Origin of the sequence: Haloarcula sp. Atlit-120R (genome assembly GCF_003665885.1) — an archaeon.
GTDB classification, from domain to species: Archaea; Halobacteriota; Halobacteria; order Halobacteriales; family Haloarculaceae; genus Haloarcula; species Haloarcula taiwanensis.
Window position 1 is genome coordinate 177,605 of the sequence record NZ_QPLN01000002.1, and the last position, 12,459, is coordinate 190,063.

The following is a 12,459-nucleotide window of genomic DNA, read 5'->3' on the forward strand; positions in this document are numbered from 1 at the left end:
ACAGTCGGCTATGAGCACCATCCGGGTCGTGTGGGGGACTGCGACCGGCCCGACCGCGCTGGCCGCGTACGACGCGGCACTCGCAGATGCGGGCGTCCACAACTACAACCTCGTCTCGCTGTCCTCTGTCATCCCGTCCGAACCGACCATCGAAGTGACGGGGACGGCACCGGACCTGGGGCCGCCCGGCGAGGCGCTAGAGGTCGTCCAGTCCTCGGCGACCGCGTCGCCGGGCGAGCGCGGGGCGGCGGGCGTCGGCTGGGCCCGGAGCGAGGACGGCCCGGGCATCTTCTACGAGGTCGACGGGGCCAGCGAGGACGCGGTCCGGACGGAAATCCGCGAGGGGCTGGCCGCCGGTCGGGACCTCCGTGACTGGGAGTTCGTCGAGGAGAACGTGTACGTCGAGTCGGCGTCGTCGGACACCGAGTACGCAAGCGCCGTCGTCCTCGCCACCTACGGCGAGAGCCACCCGGTCGTGTGAGCCGCCCGCGACCGGACCCGGACAGCCCTGTGCCGGACCCTGGGTTTTTAGTCTTCCCCCGCATAGGGACAGAGAACGTTCATGTACGGCAATACGTCGTTTGGTGGGGAAACGGAAGAAGTAACGCTGACCGCGGAACAGCGCGAGGAACTCCGACGGGACCTCTCGAGCGTCGCCGCCCGGACCCGCGAACTCCTGCCCGGCGAGTTCGTCGTCGGTTCGGAAATCAGCAACAGCACGACGGGGCCGCGGGCCACAATTGCGGTCCAGCCCCCGGTCGGATCGGTCGTCAGCGCCGACTACACGCCCGAGGACCCAGAGAGCGCGAGCATCTCCGACGCCGAGCGCGACGACCTGGCCCAGGGTATCGCCGCCTCCGCCGCACTGCAGGTAAAGCAAGTGATGGGCGACGACACGTCGCCGACGGCACAGTAGCGCCGCTTCAGTTCTCTTCGACGCGCCGCGAGCAGACCGTCAGGCGCGACCGCCGCTGGCGACTGGCGGATTGTAAAACAGCGCATAGCCGATGGAGCCGGTCGCCGGGAGACTGCCGGCACTCAGCGCCGTCACGAAGCTGATCGAGGTGACGACTGCGCCGAGCGACGCCAGCAGCATCGAGAGGGCGATGCTGGCAAGCACGAGGTCGGGCATCGACGGGGACCCAGGCATTCGTGTCTGTACAGAGACACGCCTCCTAATTAAATATTATTACTCGCGCAAAAGCGCACTGAGTATCGTCTACTTCCCCCAGAAGGGGTCGCGGTTCCGGTGTTTCTCCAGATACATCGACAGCGCCTCGCGCTCGTCGACAGAGATGTCTTCCTTGAGTTCCTGTTCGAGAATCTTCGCGTGCTTCTCCGGGATTTCGACCCAGAGGTCGTCGCCTTCCTCTATCTGGCGGCCGACGGTCGGCCCCTGAATCGAGACGGCCATGCGCTCGCCGGCGCGGGCCGAGTCGACGTCTTCGCCCTCGTCTTGAATCGTCTTGAGGGTCCCGACGCGGTTCGGCTCGCCGTCGTCCCACCTGACGACGTTGACGTTCCGGCGGAGTTCACCCGAGAGGATCTCGACGCCGACGACAGCGGGGTCGGACTGGCGGAAGGTGTGGTCCTGCAGAATCCGGAACTTCGCGGGACGGGTGATGTTGTCCAGAATCTGCTCTTGCTGGGCCTCCTCGATGGCAGTAACGTGGTCGTCGTAGGACTCGACGAGCTGGTAGATGACGTCGTCCTCGAACAGTTCCACGTCCTCCTGTTCGGCGAGGTCCCGCGCGTCATCAAGCACCTCGACGCTGAACGCCAGAATCGCCTGGTTCGTCGGTTCGCCGGCTGTCTCGGCGACCCGCACGTCCCGCGGTGCCACCGCGCCGACCTCGGCGCGCATGACCGGAATCTCCTCCTCTTCGAGCGTGCTGGAGAGGGCCTCCAGCGAGCCCAGCGTGTCGGCCTTGATAACGACGCCCTCCTCCTGTGTTGTCACCTCAATCTCGGCGAGTTCCTGCTCCACCTCGGCGATGACCTCGCTGCGGTCGCGGTCGCGGATGACGCGGATCGGCGCGCCGGCCATCGCGTCGTCGAGGTCCGGTGCGGCGATCTTGACGCCGTCGGCGGCCGCGACCTGCTCGACCTGTTCGAACTCCTGTTCGGTCCGGATTTCTTCGAGCGGTCGCGGACGGAGCAGGGCGCGTACGTCGGTGACGATTGGCCCCTGCAGTCCGCCGACGACGATGGTGTCGTCGTTGCGGATGGTCCCGTCGTAGATGATGGCGTCGAGCGTCGTTCCAAAGCCCTGGGTGTCTTTCACTTCGAGGACAGTCCCGACACCGGGGCCGGTAGTGTCGATTTCCATCTCCTCTTTCATGTACCGCTGGGACAGCCCCATCATCACCGTCAGCAGGTCGGGGATGCCCTCGCTGGTTTCAGCCGACACCGGCACGACGCCGATGTTGGCCTGAAAGTTCTGGACGCGCCAGTACATATCTGCGGAGAAGCCGTTGTCCGAGAGTTCGCCGATAATCTCGTACAATTTCTCGTTGAGGTCGGACTGGACGCGGTCGGACTGGGCGTCCATCGTCTGCTGGACCGGCTTGCCCTCGTTGGGGTTCCAGCCGGGGACGGTGTCGATCTTGTTCGCGGCGACGATGAACGGCGTCTGGGTTCGCTTGAGGATATCGATGGCCTCCAGCGTCTGTGGCTGGAAGCCGTCGTTGACGTCCACGACGAGGATGGCGATGTCGGCGAGTGCGCCACCACGGGAGCGAAGCGTCGAGAAGGAGTGGTGGCCCGGCGTGTCGATGAACAGCAGGCCGGGCAGGTCGAAGTCCGTCGGGTCGACCAGATCGCCGGCGATTTCGGAAATCACGTTCAGCGGGACGGCGGTCGCGCCGATGTGCTGTGTGATCGCGCCCGATTCGCCGGCGGTGACGGCCGACCCCCGGATTTTGTCGAGCAGGCTCGTTTTCCCGTGGTCGACGTGGCCCAGAACGGCGACGATGGGCGTCCGCAGGGTGTCGTCGGTGGCTGTGGTGGGGTCCGTGTCAGACATAGATGGCTCCAGAAGTTGTCAGAACCGAGTCGTCGGTGGCAGTTAAGTTCGTCGTCATCAAACGCGCGCGACCGAACGTCGGGCTAAGCGGGCGTCACTCGGTTATAGTGAACGACCCCGTCATGCCGATGCTCTGGTGTGGGACACAGTGGTACTCGTACTCGCCGGGAACCGCGAAAGTGTAGGCGTACTCGTAGCCCGAACTGTACGTCTTTCCGTCGTCTCCGGGCGTCCCGGACCAGTCGCTCTCTTCCGGCGTCGCGGTCGGTTTGACGTTGTGGCCGCTGCCCTCCCACATCCACAGCACGGTGCTTCCGACTGGGACCTCGAAGGACACGGGCTCGAAGACAAAATCGCCCGGCGCGACGGCGACTTCTTGATCGGCGTCTATCGGCGTTTCCGTCGGTGTGGCTGTCGGTGTCTCGGTCTGTGTTTCGGTTGGAGTGGCGGTCTCCGTTGGTGTCGTAACCGAATCGGCCGATGTCGTCGTCGCAGTACGGGTCGGTACTTGCGTAGCGGTGGCTGTCTCTGTCGGGGACGGCTCACCGCTGTCGCCACCACTGCAGCCCGCGATAGTCCCGGTGACGACGGCTGTGACCGCGCCGAGAAACTGACGCCTGCTCTGGTCCATGCGTACTTGTGTGGGTGCCTGTCGCTTAGGGCTGCTGCCTGCTGTGACTGTTGTGACCTCCGTTTCCGCCGGTGTTTCTCAGTGACTCCGTCAGCCGCCGACGCGTCAGCCCTCGGCAACCGTTCCGGTACCCTGCTCTCCCCTCGGACATCCCCGTGGCGTTTATGTAACCTCGTTCGGAACATGGGGATATGGCCGCGATACTTGCGGAAAACCTGTCGGGCAAAGACGTGATGGGGACTGACGGCGCGGAAATCGGCAGTCTCTACAACATCACGATGGACTTCTCCTCGGGCGCGCTACACAACCTCGTCATCGACCCCGCGGAGTCGCTCCGCAACACGAATTTCGAGTACAGTGACCAGGGCCGCCTGCTTGTCCCGGTTGAGCGGGTCAAGGCGGTGAAAGACCACATGATTGTCAAACGGTAGATGTACGTTCTCGATTCCTCGGCATTTATCAACGAGTACCACACCGACGAGCAGATAGCGACGATTCCGCTCGTCAGAGAGGAACTGGAAGACGAGGCTGCCTATCGCTTCGACGCCCTCGAAGGCTCGGGGATGCACCTTCACATTCCCGAGGACAACACCGTCGAGCGCATCGAGCGCGCCGCCGGTGAGACCGGTGATCTGGCGGAGCTCTCGGAGACCGATATCCGACTGATTGCGGCCGCGTTCGAACTCGACAGCCGACTCGTCACCGACGATTACGCGATGCAAAACGTCGCGGAGAAACTCGACGTGGCAGTCGAAGTCATCGCCCGTGAAGGGATCTCCGAACAGCGGGAATGGCTGTTCCAGTGTGCCGGCTGCGGCCGTGAGTTCGACGAGAATCGCGACCGCTGTCCCATCTGCGGTAGCTCGCTATCGCGGAAGAACCCGGCTTAGACGGTCTGTTCGTCTCGGGCTTCGAGTCCGAGCGCAACCAACTGTGAAAGGACTTCCTCCTCTGTGATGCTGTAGCGTCGCGCAAGCGTTTCGATAATCCGCGCTTGGTCGTCATCACAGACGACGGTGAACCGCCGAGCCATGCCATCGCCTACAACGGTATGTCGCATAAACACCCGTCAGACAGCAGTCAGACGGCTCAGATTGCCGGATTTCCTGTAATCTCGATGTACAATGTGAGGAACTGGATAGCGTTGAACGCCCCGTGAATAAAGACGGGCACGAGCAGGTTCTCGGTCTTGAGGTAGCTCAGGCCCAGCAGTGTCGACAGGACGAACACCAACAGCAACGAGAGGACGGTCTGTGTCGGCGTCCCAGTACTGTACTGTCCGAAGTGAACGACGCCGAACACAGCACTGGTGAGTATAATCGCCTGTAGGTCGCCGAAATCGTCGTAGAGGTACTTCTGGATGAGGTTTCGGTAAATAAACTCCTCACTTGGCGCGATGGTGAGAAACGCCAGCGGGACCATCACGAGCAGGAACGACGGGTCTTCGCGGGCCAGCTCTTCGACGCTGCTCCGAGCGGCTTCCAGCCCGAGCGCCTGAATGAGGTAACTGAAGCCAAACAGCGCGAGCATAAGGACGACGACGCCGCCGACGCTGTAGCCGATGTCGTGGAGACCGGGGCGACGGAGGTCAAGGTCGGCCCAGGTTCGGTCCAGCCGGCTGGCAACGGCCGCCCCGAAACCAACGAAGCCGACGCCGATGCCGATAGTGAGCGTGATGTACGTGGGTCCGGTGACCGTCCCGCCTTCTAGTGCTGCGGCGCTGACTAACCCTCCCGCCGCGGCCCCGAGAACGACGAACTGGGCGAACACTGTGCCCACGAGGAAGCCGGCCAGTCCGATTCCCGTTGCGACCGAGAGCGCTCTGGCGACCGTGTACAGCCGGTCGTTCGGCACGCCGGTCGACAGCGCCCAGCCCAGTGCGACTGTGAGGCTGCCGGCCAGCACCGAAAAATAGACCGCGAGTCCGACAGTCGCCTCGACGCCAGTACGGAATTCTGGCCCGAAGAACGCGATGAGCGTCGCGAGGGTTGCGACGATGCTTGCGCCTGTCGCGCCCAGACCGGCCTGTCTGCGGCCGAGTGCGCCGTGGCGGACAAGTGAGAAGACGAGGGCGGCGACGACGAAGCCGGCGGCGGCGACCTGTCGGGCGGTAACTGGGCCGATAGCCGTCGCTGGTGTCATCCAGCCGACCACGCCGGTTTCTGTGGCGACGAGTACGACGAGACCGAGGCCAGCAGCGAGCACACCCCAGTTCGCGGCAGTGTCGTCCATTACCGGCAGTCCGTTGCGCCGGCCTAAAGGGACTCCGTTTCGCCGATCCGCAGGCGTTCGCGCTCGTCGATGACCGCCGTCTCGTCCGTCGTCTCGCCGCGGATGAGCGCCCGCGTGGCGTTTTTGCCCCACTCGACGGCCGGCTGGGTGAACGTCTCCACGTCCGCGAGTTCGCCGACGAGGACGCAGGCCGCCTCCATCGCGTACAGCAGCTCCCCGACGCTCTCGGCGTCGAGGCGGTCGATCTCTACTTCCAGCGCCGGCCGGTCAGCCGCCGGCAGACTCGCCACCGTCGCCTCGTACTCGGCGTCGATGAGGCCGCCGAGGTCGGTTCCAGCGAGATACGACAGGTCCTCGTGGTCCGGGTCGGGAATCGCCACGTCGGCGCGCTCGCGCGGTCGGACGAACGTGACGACCTTGTCGCGGTGGCCGGCGCGGTACAGCTGGAGCTGGGAGTGCTGGTCGGTCGCGCCAAGCGCCCGTGCCGGCGTCTGGCCCCGCCCGTCCTTGCCGAGACTCTCAGCCCAGAGCTGTGCGAACCACTCGCCGAAGGACTCCAGCCGTTCGGCGTAGGGCATAACAGCGTTGACTATCGCACCTTCTTCTTCGAGTGCGTAAGCCATCGCGCCGTAGGCGTATGCCGGCGAGTCATACAACGACGGCGCGAGATCGTCAGCCGCCTTTTGACCGCCGGAAAGCAGCCCCTCGATGTCGATACCGAGGATGGCTGGCGGGACGAGCCCGACCGCCGAGAGCGCGCTGAAGCGGCCCGGAACGCCCTTGGGAACCGGCAGCGTCGGCAGGTCGTGTTGCTCGGCCAGCGACCGTAGCGGGCCGGACTCACCCGTCGTGACGACGATTCGGTCGGTCCAGTCGACACCGTGGTCCTCGTAGGCCTCGCGGACAACGAGGAAGTTCGCCAGCGTCTCCGCCGTCGTCCCCGACCGTGAAACGACGTTGATCGCGGTGTCGGCAAGCGAAAGTCCGTCAAGCGTCCGCCGAACGTGCTCCGGGTCGACGTTGTCCAGCACGACGTGGCTGTCCGGGTCCTCGGCTAGCGCCTCCGTGATTGTTTTCGCCCCTAGCGCTGAGCCACCGATGCCGACAGTGATGACAGAGTCGGCGTCGGCGACCGGTGCGACGGCATCGCGGATGGCCTCGGCGTCGGTCGCTTCGGGGAGGTTCAGCGACGCGTAGCCGAACTCGTCGTCGGTTCGCCCCTGCTCGATTCGCTCGTGGGCCGCGGCCACCCGCTCGTCCAGCTCCTCTAGCGTCGCTCGCTCGACGCCCGGGTCGGCGGCACTGGCAAGCGCGGCTCCGATATCGACATGCATACTGTGGATGTCGACGGGCGGGTACAAACAACTCCCGGACAGTATGGCAGGCAGCTGACGCGGGTCCACAGTCACCGCCTGTCGGACAACACCGCGCTTAACCACGCGCTCGCCTAACAAACAGATATGACAGATGCGACGGCAGAGCAGTCCGTCACAGCCGACGACGACCGGCCCGAACCGTACAACGGGCTCCCCGGGGCGTTCCCGTACGCGTTCCGTGCCAGCGACTCGCTGCTGTTCAAAGCGTACGTTCCGGTCGCACTGTTACTGTCCGTGGCGATTACGCTCGTGTTCTCCTTTGGACTGATAACGCAACTCGCCGAAACCGGGAGCGTCCGCGGCGGGACGTTCACTTTTTCCCGGAGCTTTTTCCTGTTCGTCGGGCTGTTGCTGGTCGCGCCGCTGCTGGCTCCGGTGCTCTCTGTCGCGCGCCGCCACCGACGAACGGAGTCATCGGTCGCCTACGACCGCGCACTCGCCGTTTCGGCGTTCCTGTTCATCGGGTCGATATACCTCGCGCTGTTGACCTCGGCTCCGGCGGCGCTTCGCGAGCCGACACAGAGCGCTGTCGTCGGCTTCTTCTACTCGCTACCGCCGACTGCCGGCGTCGTCCCGCCGCTGCTTGCGACGCTGGTACTCTATCTGACTCATCGGCTGTTGAAGTAGTGCTGTAGGCCTACAGTCGCCCGCTCCTCCCGAGATGACACGACAGTCCGTCCCCGGGTCGAAACGGGCAAGAACGCCCGTCACGAATCTGAATCTATGACAGCAATCGAAGGGACATTTCTTGTCACAAACGCTGACGACGCGTCGGCGACGCTTCGGAACGTCGCAGACTCGCAAGTACTGACACTGTCGGACAACCCCGGCGTTGAGACCGGCGAGGTAGTAGAGGGGACAGTCGAACCGGAGCCGCCGATGGAAGTCACGTACACCCTTACCGAAGTCGAAGAGCGGCGAACAATTCCTGTGGAGACGGTCGACCTCGCGCCCACGGCGCAGACGACCGAAATCGCGGCCGAACAGGCCCCCGGCGAGCTAACCACGGTCGAGCGCGCCGGAGAGGGTGAGGTACACGTTCTGACGGTCCCGGACGACGAGACAGCCGAGGCTGCGGCAGATGTCGTCGAGGACGAAGCCACCCTCTCACGAGCGGCCAGACTCGGCGTCGACCGCGTCGAAATCCGAACGACTGACGGCGTTGTCAGCGTGCGCTACCTCCCGGACTGACGCGTTCTCTCACCCGCTCGCACTCCTTATTCGGTCGGTCCGGCAGCGCTCTGGACTTGCCAGCCGCCGGCAACACCACACGCCTCGCGCTCGGTGTACACGAACTCGGTGTCTTCGGTCACCGCTGTGCCGCCGTCGACGGATTCGACCCGAAGCGGGAAGTCTAGCGTGTCGCCACAGCAGCCGACGCCGACGAACTCCGTCCACACGTCGCCCGGTTCGGCGCTGTCGTGTGTCTTCCGAAGGTACGCACGGAACGGCGACCCGTCGATCTTGTCGCGACCCCACCCGCTGAGGTCTGCTGGATACGAGAGTTTGACCCTGATGGCGCGCTCTGACATACCGGATATACGTGACAGACTGTCATAGATGTACGGCCATGTCGGATGTCAGCGGCAGTGATTGAGAAGGCTTATTCGCGCCCGTCTCACATCGTTCGGTCATGTTCGAGTTCGAGGTCCCGGAAGTCGATTACACCCAGTACTCGAACCGCCAACTGGTGGCGGTTCCGCTGGTGGTGCTCGGTCTGGCACTTGCGGTGCTCGGTGGCTGGTATCTGGTCACCGGTGCGCCGGTCTCTCCGAGCATCGACTTCACGGGCGGTTCGGAACTCACCGTCGAGTCGTCTCTCTCACAGGCGGAACTCAGGGACAATACGTTCGACGAGCCCGTGGTTTCTGTCCAACAGGTTGAGGGTGAGAACCGCTACATTATCACGTTCGATTCGTCGAATCTGGAGCCTATCGAGGAAACCGCGCGGTCGAGCGACCAGATGGAGTTCCTCGGTAGCGGAACAACCTCGCCGATATTCGGTCAGGAGAACCAGCGGCTCGCGGTCGTCGGCATCGGTGTCGCTTTCCTCGGAATGAGTCTGCTCGTTTTTGCGATGTTCCGGTCGATCGTGCCGAGCATTGCGGTTGTCCTGTCGGCGTTTTCCGACCTTGTCATCCCGCTCGCGGTGATGAACCTGCTGGGAATCAAGCTTTCTCTGGGAACTGTCGCCGCGCTACTGATGCTCATCGGTTACAGCGTCGACTCAGATATCCTGTTGAACAACCACGTCCTCCGGCGGTCCGGCGGGTTCTACGAGTCGACATACCGCGCGATGCGGACCGGTGTGACGATGACACTGACGTCGATGGCGGCGATGGCGGTGATGGCGATTTCGGCGACGCTATTCGGTATCGAACTGATGGCCTCTATCGGGTTCGTTCTCGTCGTGGGACTGGCTGCTGACCTGATGAACACCTACATGCTCAACGTCACGTTGCTTCGCTGGTACAAGTACGAGGGGGTCAAACGATGAGCACACTCAAGGAAAACTGGCGCGTCGTTGCGCTGGTCACGCTGTTGCTACTCAGCGCCATTGCGCTGTTCGTCCCCGGCGTTCCGCCAGGGACCTCGGATACTGAAGGGGCCGGGGCCGCCGACCAATCGACGAACCTCCAGTACGGCATCCAGTTGAGTGGCGGCACACGCATCCAGGCACCAATCGTCGGTACCACTGCGGAAGGTGTTGACGTTGCGCCCGCGGACGAAGCTGATCTTGCCCAATCTATGTCGGACCGGTTGGGTCTTGATCCAATAGACGTGCGCGTCTCGAATCGGACCGAAACCGTCGAGGTGTTCTCGAACGATGTCACCACCTCGGAGGTCGAGTCTGCACTCGAAGCAGAAGGGTACCAACCGGACGAGGTGCGGCCCGGCGTGACACGAGAGACCCGGGAAAATATGGTATCGGTCATCGACGACAAACTACGCGAATCAGCGTTAACAGGAGGCTCCGTGCAGCAAGTCAGTTCGCCGGGCGGTCGGAGCTTCATTAGCGTCACCGCCCCGGACAGGGGGCGCGAGGAACTCATCGGTCTGCTGGAGGAACGTGGCGTCGTCCGCGTGTACGCCGTCCACGACAACACCGAGAACGGCTCCTACGTCCGCGAGCAGGTCCTCTCACAGGGTGACTTCGCCGGTATCGGGTCGGCACAGCGAACCGAGACGCAGGGAACGCACGTTCCCGTAACGGTCAAACAGAGCGTGGCCGAGCGCTACGCGAACGACATGGTCGAGGCCGGCTTCGGTAGCGGGTCGACCTGCCGTCGCTCGGATTACGACCACGATAACCTCCAGAACTCGCAGGCAGACTGTCTGGTGACGACGCTGAACGGCGAACCGGTGTTCGTCGGCGGCGTCGACCCGGGACTTGGCCAGTCCTACCAGAACGGTGAGTTCGTCAACAACCCGCAGTTCATTATGCAGACCAGCAACATGTCCGAGGCGACCGAGCTGGAACTCGCGCTGAAGGCCGGTCGGCTGCCGGCTCCGCTCAACTTCGACAACGCCGAAAGCCAGACGCTCTCGTCTGCGCTCGCTCAGGAGTTCCAGCAGCGCTCCCTCCTGACGGGCATTCTCGCCGTCATCGCGGTGAGTCTGGTAGTGTATCTCCGGTACGGGCGTCCCGAGGTCGCCCTGCCGATGATCGTCACGGCGCTGTCGGAGGTGTTCATCCTCCTCGGGTTCGTCGCCTTCGTCCAGTATCCGCTGAACCTCTCGCATCTGGCCGGGTTCATCGCGGTCATCGGCACGGGGGTGGACGACCTCATTATCATCGCCGACGAGATACTTCAACAGGGGAAAGTCGAGACCGGACGCGTGTTCCAGAGTCGCTTCCGCAAGGCGTTCTGGGTCATCGGCGCGGCCGCAGCGACGACCATCGTCGCCATGAGTCCGCTGATGGTCCTCTCTCTGGGTGACCTCTCCGGGTTCGCCATCATCACAATCGTCGGCGTGCTGGTCGGGGTTCTGGTGACACGGCCGGCCTACGGTGATATCCTCCGGAGTCTCGTGCTGGACGAGGACTGACCGCCCGCGGCCCGTTTTTATGCCCCGTCTCCAGTAGTCCGGTGCCGACTATTTTCATGTGGGAGAATATCAAATTCTTTTAGATTGACTTATTATTCAGCAGGTTTAATGGATATATCCCGCCAGATGCGGGGAGCAATCGGACGACGGGTCTCAGACTGTCCACACAGGACGGAACGGGACGCGTTGGGGGCAACAACCGAGCGGTCCGTCAAACGACTCCGAGGTGAACGCTCCGAAGGAGAACCGAAACAGCCCACCGCCGGCCCGGCCGGCCGGACCGGTGCGAAGGCCAACTACCGGATGTCACGTAAGTGGCGTTCGGGAATCCAGCACATCGACAAAACCCGGTGCGAGCCCGGGTAAAGCCCGAGAGGGCGAGGCCGGTGCAAGTCCGGCTACAGTCGGACACGTGCTGGAAGGGCCGTACGGGCTGTGGAAAACAGCTCCCGTCCGACTCCAAGCCGCGTCTGCGGGGATTTTCGGTATTCAGAACTCGCCCAGCGACGCCTGTTCCGCCGCGGCCAGCACGTCGTCACACGTCGACCACGACCGACGAGCACACGCCGGTAGCTCGCCGTGGCGCTCGACGTAGTCCGCCAGGAACGCTCGCGTCGTCGGGTCGCTGGGGTAGCCCGACCCCACGTCGCCGTACTCACCGGCCAGGTCCGCGACGTGTGTGTCACGGGCCACCTTCGCAATAATCGAGGCCGCGCCGACCACCGGGTCCGTCTCGTCGGCCCCGTGTTCTGCCCGCACGGTTACGTCGGCGTCGACCGCCTCCGCGACCCGGTGGCCGAACCGCGTCGCGTCGGTGTCGCCGGCGTCGACCGTGCCCGACAGGCCGTCACGGGCCACCGACGAGAGCGCCGCCGCCTGCGCGTCGACGGTCAGCGTGTTCATGTCCGTCCCGTCGGCGTCGATGCGTTCGACCGGAATCTCGGCGACGCCGACAGCGTCTGCCAACTCGCGGATTTCCTCGGCTAACCGTTCGCGTCGCTCCGGTCTGATGTCTTTCGAGTCACCAACACCATCGGGTAGGACTGCTGGGTCGGCCCTGACAGCAGCGGCGAACATCGACCCCAGAACCGGCCCTTTGCCGGCCTCGTCGACGCCAAATTGCATGGCTGGCACGTCGATGCCGG

General features: G+C 63.9%; 16 protein-coding genes. 8 read left to right on the top strand and 8 right to left on the bottom strand.

All coding sequences use genetic code 11. The annotated features are described in order from the left end of the window. The first annotated feature begins 10 nt into the window (after nucleotides 1-10). Together DVK01_RS08165 and DVK01_RS08170 are read left to right on the top strand one after the other, a co-directional pair. Nucleotides 11-481 carry a pyruvoyl-dependent arginine decarboxylase gene (locus DVK01_RS08165; protein WP_121536299.1) on the top strand — a complete coding sequence of 157 codons (471 nt, stop codon included), beginning with the start codon at nucleotides 11-13 and terminating at the stop codon, nucleotides 479-481. Between the two features lie 81 nt (nucleotides 482-562). Continuing rightward, on the top strand, nucleotides 563-916 hold the full coding sequence (locus DVK01_RS08170) for a DUF5811 family protein (RefSeq protein ID WP_004518427.1): 354 nt from the start codon (nucleotides 563-565) through the stop codon (nucleotides 914-916). Nucleotides 917-955: 39 nt separating this feature from the next. Here DVK01_RS08170 and DVK01_RS08175 read toward each other — a convergent pair whose 3' ends face one another. The 3 genes from DVK01_RS08175 to DVK01_RS08185 all read right to left on the bottom strand — a co-directional run bounded on the left by DVK01_RS08175 (nucleotide 956) and on the right by DVK01_RS08185 (nucleotide 3,656). Next, a complete protein-coding gene (locus tag DVK01_RS08175) occupies nucleotides 956-1,150 on the bottom strand; it encodes a hypothetical protein (RefSeq protein WP_053966438.1) in 195 nt (64 codons plus the stop codon). 69 nt (nucleotides 1,151-1,219) lie between these two features. Further along, the gene (gene infB, locus DVK01_RS08180) at nucleotides 1,220-3,025 is read right to left on the bottom strand and encodes a translation initiation factor IF-2 (RefSeq protein ID WP_101349176.1); all 1,806 of its coding nucleotides are present in this window, start codon (nucleotides 3,023-3,025) and stop codon (nucleotides 1,220-1,222) included. 94 nt (nucleotides 3,026-3,119) lie between these two features. Then, complete coding sequence (locus tag DVK01_RS08185) at nucleotides 3,120-3,656, bottom strand: plastocyanin/azurin family copper-binding protein (RefSeq protein WP_121536301.1); 537 nt, start codon at nucleotides 3,654-3,656, stop codon at nucleotides 3,120-3,122. A 191-nt stretch (nucleotides 3,657-3,847) separates the two neighbouring features. On the opposite strand from DVK01_RS08185, the gene DVK01_RS08190 reads away from it, so the two are divergent. Further along, nucleotides 3,848-4,087 (top strand): PRC-barrel domain-containing protein, encoded by a 240-nt coding sequence (locus DVK01_RS08190; RefSeq protein ID WP_004518435.1) that lies wholly within the window; start codon nucleotides 3,848-3,850, stop codon nucleotides 4,085-4,087. After that, nucleotides 4,088-4,546, top strand: a complete 459-nt coding sequence (locus DVK01_RS08195) for an NOB1 family endonuclease (protein WP_053966435.1) — start codon at nucleotides 4,088-4,090, stop codon at nucleotides 4,544-4,546. Here the strand turns inward: DVK01_RS08195 and DVK01_RS08200 are convergent. Genes DVK01_RS08200 through DVK01_RS08210 form a run of 3 tightly spaced genes read right to left on the bottom strand, consistent with a single transcriptional unit; the run spans nucleotide 4,543 to nucleotide 7,222 of the window. Beyond that, on the bottom strand, nucleotides 4,543-4,689 hold the full coding sequence (locus DVK01_RS08200; protein WP_101349178.1) for a CopG family transcriptional regulator: 147 nt from the start codon (nucleotides 4,687-4,689) through the stop codon (nucleotides 4,543-4,545). The two genes, DVK01_RS08195 and DVK01_RS08200, sit on opposite strands and share 4 nt — an antisense overlap. 56 nt (nucleotides 4,690-4,745) lie before the next feature. Then, a complete protein-coding gene (locus DVK01_RS08205; RefSeq protein WP_121536303.1) occupies nucleotides 4,746-5,888 on the bottom strand; it encodes a CPBP family intramembrane glutamic endopeptidase in 1,143 nt (380 codons plus the stop codon). A gap of 23 nt (nucleotides 5,889-5,911) precedes the next feature. After that, nucleotides 5,912-7,222 carry a glucose-6-phosphate isomerase gene (locus DVK01_RS08210; protein ID WP_121536305.1) on the bottom strand — a complete coding sequence of 437 codons (1,311 nt, stop codon included), beginning with the start codon at nucleotides 7,220-7,222 and terminating at the stop codon, nucleotides 5,912-5,914. A gap of 126 nt (nucleotides 7,223-7,348) precedes the next feature. Between DVK01_RS08210 and DVK01_RS08215 the strand changes: the two genes are divergently transcribed. Continuing rightward, a complete protein-coding gene (locus DVK01_RS08215; RefSeq protein WP_121511269.1) occupies nucleotides 7,349-7,891 on the top strand; it encodes a hypothetical protein in 543 nt (180 codons plus the stop codon). A gap of 96 nt (nucleotides 7,892-7,987) precedes the next feature. After that, complete coding sequence (locus DVK01_RS08220; RefSeq protein WP_121536307.1) at nucleotides 7,988-8,455, top strand: DUF5812 family protein; 468 nt, start codon at nucleotides 7,988-7,990, stop codon at nucleotides 8,453-8,455. A gap of 26 nt (nucleotides 8,456-8,481) precedes the next feature. On the opposite strand, the gene DVK01_RS08225 is transcribed toward DVK01_RS08220, so the two are convergent. Next, nucleotides 8,482-8,796, bottom strand: a complete 315-nt coding sequence (locus tag DVK01_RS08225; protein ID WP_121511267.1) for a hypothetical protein — start codon at nucleotides 8,794-8,796, stop codon at nucleotides 8,482-8,484. Between the two features lie 101 nt (nucleotides 8,797-8,897). Between DVK01_RS08225 and secF the strand changes: the two genes are divergently transcribed. Together secF and DVK01_RS08235 are read left to right on the top strand one after the other, a co-directional pair. Beyond that, a complete protein-coding gene (gene secF, locus DVK01_RS08230; RefSeq protein ID WP_101349184.1) occupies nucleotides 8,898-9,761 on the top strand; it encodes a protein translocase subunit SecF in 864 nt (287 codons plus the stop codon). After that, nucleotides 9,758-11,314, top strand: coding sequence for a preprotein translocase subunit SecD (locus DVK01_RS08235; protein WP_121511266.1), 1,557 nt, complete (start codon nucleotides 9,758-9,760; stop codon nucleotides 11,312-11,314). The genes secF and DVK01_RS08235 overlap by 4 nt, the downstream gene beginning before the upstream one ends. A gap of 489 nt (nucleotides 11,315-11,803) precedes the next feature. Here the strand turns inward: DVK01_RS08235 and rnhB are convergent, their stop codons facing one another. Further along, nucleotides 11,804-12,439 carry a ribonuclease HII gene (gene rnhB / locus DVK01_RS08240; protein ID WP_121536309.1) on the bottom strand — a complete coding sequence of 212 codons (636 nt, stop codon included), beginning with the start codon at nucleotides 12,437-12,439 and terminating at the stop codon, nucleotides 11,804-11,806. Nucleotides 12,440-12,459: the final 20 nt, after the last annotated feature.